This is a genomic window from Rhodoluna sp. (assembly GCF_044232805.1).
In the GTDB taxonomy this organism is placed as follows: domain Bacteria; phylum Actinomycetota; class Actinomycetes; order Actinomycetales; family Microbacteriaceae; genus Rhodoluna.
Genome location: NZ_JBIILG010000057.1, coordinates 1 through 4577, shown reverse-complemented (window position 1 = coordinate 4577; position 4577 = coordinate 1). Strand labels below are relative to the sequence as shown.

The window sequence follows — 4577 nt, the reverse complement described above, 5'->3', positions numbered from 1 at the left end:
CATCCGATGAAGGCCAAGAGGTCTTTTTACACATCAGCGCACTCCTAGACGGAGTGACTCAGGTAACCCCTGGCACCAGGGTTGAATTCGGCATTGTCGATGGCAAAAAAGGAGCTCAGGCGCTGTCTGTTCGCGTTCTCGAGGCACCGCCATCACTGATGAAGATGTCAAGAAAGCCTGCCGACGAGATGTCGGTCATCGTTGAAGACCTAATCCGTTTGCTAGATAACATCAGCGGCGGACTAAAGCGCGGCAAGCAGCCAGAAACTGCCCAAAGCCAAAAAATCGCAGCCTTGCTTCGCAAGCTCGCCGAAGAGCTAGATGCTTAGGCTACTCAAAAAGCCTCAGCACCAATCCTTTGCCGAAAAAGCAGCTAAAGAAACTGCTACGGCAAATGGAGTTGGAAAGTTTCTCGGCACCACGACCGAAGATAAAGACACCACAAACTACCGATTTGAATCCAAGCTCACTGGCTATGTCGGCTGGGAGTGGAATGTGGTTGTATTCCAAGCTAAAAAATCAGATGCTGCAACTGTGTCTGAAGTTGTTTTGCTCCCAGGCAAAGCATCGATCGTGGCCCCAAGCTGGGTGCCCTGGGCAGAGCGACGTGCTGAGCTTGAAAAGAATAAGTCCGAGGAGCTAGCTGCCCCGGACCTTGAGGTAACCGTAGATTCCGAGCCCGATTCCAAAGACACAGGTGAGCGCCCACCAATCGGGAAGCGGCTTAGAAAGCGTCTGGCCAAAAAGAAGGATAAGAAGTAAGGCCACTGCCCACATTGCGGTAAAGATTATTACCGCTAAAGCAGCATTAGTTTCAATAGGTTCTGGATCGGGTTTGCGATCTTGCTCCTTGACTCGAAACCTAATCACGCTAGCTCCTCTAGGACAAAGTCAATACAAGCTGTCAGCGACTCAACATCAGCTTGGTCGGTACCAACGAATGTAGCAATACGAAGTTGATTTTTCCCCATTCCGCGGTACGGGTCGACATCGACAATTCCATTTGCTCGAAGCACTCGAATCAGCTCAACCGAATCCACACTTGGATCAAATTCTAAAGTTACAACTACCTGGGAGCGGTGGTCTGGGTTGGAAACAAAGGGGCTCGCCACACCAGACGCCTCGGCCCAGTCGTAGAGCACTTTGGAGCTGGATCGGGTCTTGGCGTCTGCCCACTTCAAACCACCGGAGGCGTTAATCCATTTGACTTGCTCGTTGAGCAAGAAAAGCGTCGCTAGGGCTGGGGTATTGAGGGTCTGGTTCAGTCTTGATTGAGTGATTGCCGTTTTTAGGGACAAAAACTCTGGAATGTACCGATCCGAATTAGCTATCTTCTCGGCCCGCTCTGCCGCCCGAGGGGAAAGCAAAGCGAACCAGATCCCGCCGTCAGCGCCAAAGTTTTTCTGCGGGGAAAAGTAGTAAACGTCAGTCTTGCTGGCATCAAAGTCCATCCCTCCGGCTGCCGAGGTGGCATCGGTTAGAAACAAGGCTTCACTGTCTGCGCCAGCCAGCCTCTCTACGGGGGTAACCACCCCAGTAGAGGTCTCGTTTTGCGGGTATACATATGTATTTGTTAAAGAAGTAGCAACAAAATCTGACCTGGAGCCTGGTTCGCCTTTTTGAACAGTAAGTTCGCCTAGAAAAGGAGCCTCCAGGGACCTGGCAAATTTGGAACTGAATTCTCCGTGGACCAACGCCTGGGAATTACCCTCCGCCAGTGAATAAGCTGCCATATCCCAAAATGCGCTGGCTCCACCGTTTCCGAGCGCAATCTCGTAACCAGCCGGTGCCCGAAAAAGCTCAAGTAGGCCATTTTGAACCTCGGCAACCAGGTTCTTGATTGGAGCCTGGCGGTGAGAGGTGCCCATAAGCAAGGAACCATTGGAGCCAAATGCCGCCATTTGCTCAGGCCTAAGCCTGGAGGGACCACAGCCAAAACGGCCGTCTTTGGGCAGTAATTGTCTAGGAATCAGGATCTCTGGCATCTGAATAGTTTAGTAGTCTGCGAGTTTGCCCAGAACAGGCGCAGTTTTTGAGCCCCAGTTGCTCATCGGGTAGACTGGCCCAGCTAGCGAAATCAACCTATTTCGGTAGTCGGATCTGAGATGCTTTGAGCCTGAAATCAGATCTTTAGAACTAATAGTTTCGATTCAGGATTGATTTCTTAGTTGAAGTCTCTAGAGCAACGCGGAGGTAGCATCTTTGGCCAGTAATGGTTCAGGCAAGCACAGGGCAGACGTTGAAATAAACGTCTTGGAATCTTTTGAGGTTCGCTCTAGACGCTCGGTGCGCGAAGCGGAGAAAGCGAAACTAGCCAAGTCTTCTAGACGCGCTCGCAGGGCCGTGCTCCGCATGGAGGCAAAAACCCTTAGGCGAGAACGCCAGCTGCAAAAACCCCTAAGCAAAGTCTCGGCCCAGGGAAGATTACGTAACAATCAAACTTTCCGAACAGCCGTCACCATGCTTACCGCATCCGGCTTACTGGCGACCTCGGCTTTGCCGGCTTACGCATATGACCCAGAGGTTGCGGCCATGGCCAAGTTCACAACCACCAACCCTGAAGATATTGTTCAAACCGAAGGCACCCAGGACCTAACCGTGGCTGCCGCCAACACCGTGGAGTTTGTCAGAGGTGAGTACGCGTCCGAAAGCGCAGCACAAGTACTGCGCCAGCAGACCATTAGCAACTACCGGGCATACGAGGGACCAAGCGCTGCTGACTTCCTCAAGGACCCTCCTTTTAGCTCCGTCAGCTCGGAGAAGGTTTTGCAGGTTGCTGCGCAATATGTTGGAACCCCCTACGTCTTTGGTGGGTCTAATCCACGAGGCTTTGACTGTTCAGGATATGTGATGTATGTCTATGCTCAGTTCGGTGTTGAGCTTCGCCACAGTGTGAATGCGCAGGCCAGAGTCGGCATGGTCGTGTCACCCGAAGATGCCAGACCTGGCGACGTAGTTATCTTCAACGATCACAGCCACAACGGAATCTACGCTGGAAACGGGCAGTTCTATCACGCCCCTCAGCCTGGGGACCGAGTCAAGCTGGCTCCAATTTTTGACTCTAGGTACTATTTTATTCGGCTAGGCACCGACTCCTAAAACACAGCCTGGTTTTTTGATACTTCTGGTTTTTGTTTGAGCTAACCTATAGCTAGTTAGAAATTGTCATCTAATTGAAGGGCTAGGGGTTTTGATGAACAGCATGCTTCCCAAGTACTGCTTCCAATCTCGGCAACCCGAGCCCATCGGTTCGATACCGGGCAAGTAAATCGCGTCGTCATTTATGACGGCGCTTTTTTTGTGCCCAGGCAATCAAGCTAACTAACCGAACGCCCACAATCCGTGTGGGTCAATTCGAAAGGAACTTGAATGAGAACTTTGGTACTAAACGCAGGCTATGAGCCCCTTGCTGTGGTCAGCTTCAAGCGAGCCATAATCTTGGTGCTAAACCAAAAAGCCACGGTCTTAGCTCAGGCGGGAAATCACCTAGTAAGAAGTGCAACCTCGGAATACAAGCTGCCCTCGGTAATCTTGCTGTCTCGCTACGTCCGCATTCCAGGCTCTCGGGTAATTCCGGTGTCTCGAAGAGGCGTGCTTCGAAGAGACGCTCACCGCTGCGCCTACTGTCAGCGCTCGGCTTCAACTGTTGATCACGTTCAGCCCAGATCCAAAGGCGGGGACGACTCTTGGGAAAACCTTGTTGCCTGCTGCCTAAGGTGCAATAACAAAAAGGGTGATCGCACCCTGGCTGAAATGGGTTGGACTCTAGAATTCAAACCTCGGATGCCTGCTGGCACAATCTGGATGGTGCGGGGCACGGAAAGATTCGAACCTGAGTGGGATCAGTATTTAGCTTTTGCAGCAGCCGCCTAAAGTGACCCCGAGAAGAATCGAACTTCCGCACAAGGTTTAGGAAACCTCTGCTCTATCCACTGAGCTACGGGGCCGGAACTATCAAAGATACCTCAACACAAGCCGAGGTAGCCAAGAATCAAGGCCCCCAAAGTTAGTCTTGAGTTATGACAGATTTTCTAGACACCCAGGATCATCGGTCTGCGCCTACTCGCGAGCAGTGGTTTTTAGAAATCAATCAAATTGGCGGAACTGATCCACTAAGCCACTTCAAAGACAACAGCTACGGTCAAGTAAATCTCGAAAAAGCCCACCCGGGAGGCTTGGCTCAGTTTGTTACCGGCAGGCCAACCCTGCTTTCTAACCTGATTCGCGACTCTTTATCTTTCTCCAGGGCCTATTCCGCCGCCAATCGCATCAAGCACAAGCAGGACTCGCTCGCGGAGCAATTCGGTATCGAGAGTCTCTACTTGGCAAGCGGGCTTCTGGACTTGCGATCTGACGGCCATGAGCTTCGGATGCCCATCTTGCTTTGGCCAGTGAACCTTCTAACTAAGCACGATGATTTTGAACTAAGTCTTTCCAGAAAGGCCATCGTTAATCCAGCGTTGGCTCCAGCGCTACTTCGGCACTACGGGGTAAAGCTAAACGCTGAAGATTTGCTATCAATGGTTCAAGTCGGATCAGACCCAATTCCAGTTCGCGTGTTAGACCACATTTCTTCT

The 4577-nt window shown here is 51.5% G+C and carries 6 protein-coding genes, 1 tRNA gene and 1 pseudogene; 5 read left to right on the top strand and 3 right to left on the bottom strand.

Going from position 1 to position 4577, the window contains the following annotated elements; genetic code table 11:
* Positions 1-329, top strand: a 329-nt coding sequence (locus tag AC9UES_RS06310; protein ID WP_509527745.1) for a cold-shock protein, incomplete at its 5' end; no start/stop codon positions are given.
* A pseudogene (locus tag AC9UES_RS06305) lies at positions 322-597 on the top strand (DUF3027 domain-containing protein); the annotation flags it as partial. The gene AC9UES_RS06310 and the pseudogene AC9UES_RS06305, both read left to right, overlap by 8 nt.
* Positions 598-639: 42 nt before the next feature.
* Here AC9UES_RS06305 and AC9UES_RS06300 read toward each other — a convergent pair.
* Entirely contained in the window at positions 640-777 is a 138-nt protein-coding gene (locus AC9UES_RS06300) for a hypothetical protein (RefSeq protein ID WP_509527747.1), read from the bottom strand.
* Between the two features lie 89 nt (positions 778-866).
* Positions 867-1985, bottom strand: coding sequence for a phosphoserine transaminase (gene serC, locus AC9UES_RS06295; protein ID WP_509527743.1), 1119 nt, complete (start codon positions 1983-1985; stop codon positions 867-869).
* 217 nt (positions 1986-2202) lie between these two features.
* On the opposite strand from serC, the gene AC9UES_RS06290 reads away from it, so the two are divergent.
* Together AC9UES_RS06290 and AC9UES_RS06285 are read left to right on the top strand one after the other, a co-directional pair.
* Entirely contained in the window at positions 2203-3099 is an 897-nt protein-coding gene (locus tag AC9UES_RS06290; RefSeq protein WP_509527741.1) for a C40 family peptidase, read from the top strand.
* 270 nt (positions 3100-3369) lie between these two features.
* The gene (locus AC9UES_RS06285) at positions 3370-3873 is read left to right on the top strand and encodes an HNH endonuclease (protein WP_509524796.1); all 504 of its coding nucleotides are present in this window, start codon (positions 3370-3372) and stop codon (positions 3871-3873) included.
* 2 nt (positions 3874-3875) lie between these two features.
* On the opposite strand, the gene AC9UES_RS06280 is transcribed toward AC9UES_RS06285, so the two are convergent.
* Positions 3876-3947, bottom strand: a tRNA-Arg gene (locus tag AC9UES_RS06280).
* A gap of 72 nt (positions 3948-4019) precedes the next feature.
* Between AC9UES_RS06280 and AC9UES_RS06275 the strand changes: the two genes are divergently transcribed.
* The coding region (locus AC9UES_RS06275; protein ID WP_509527739.1) for a DUF4011 domain-containing protein at positions 4020-4577 on the top strand (558 nt) is incomplete at its 3' end.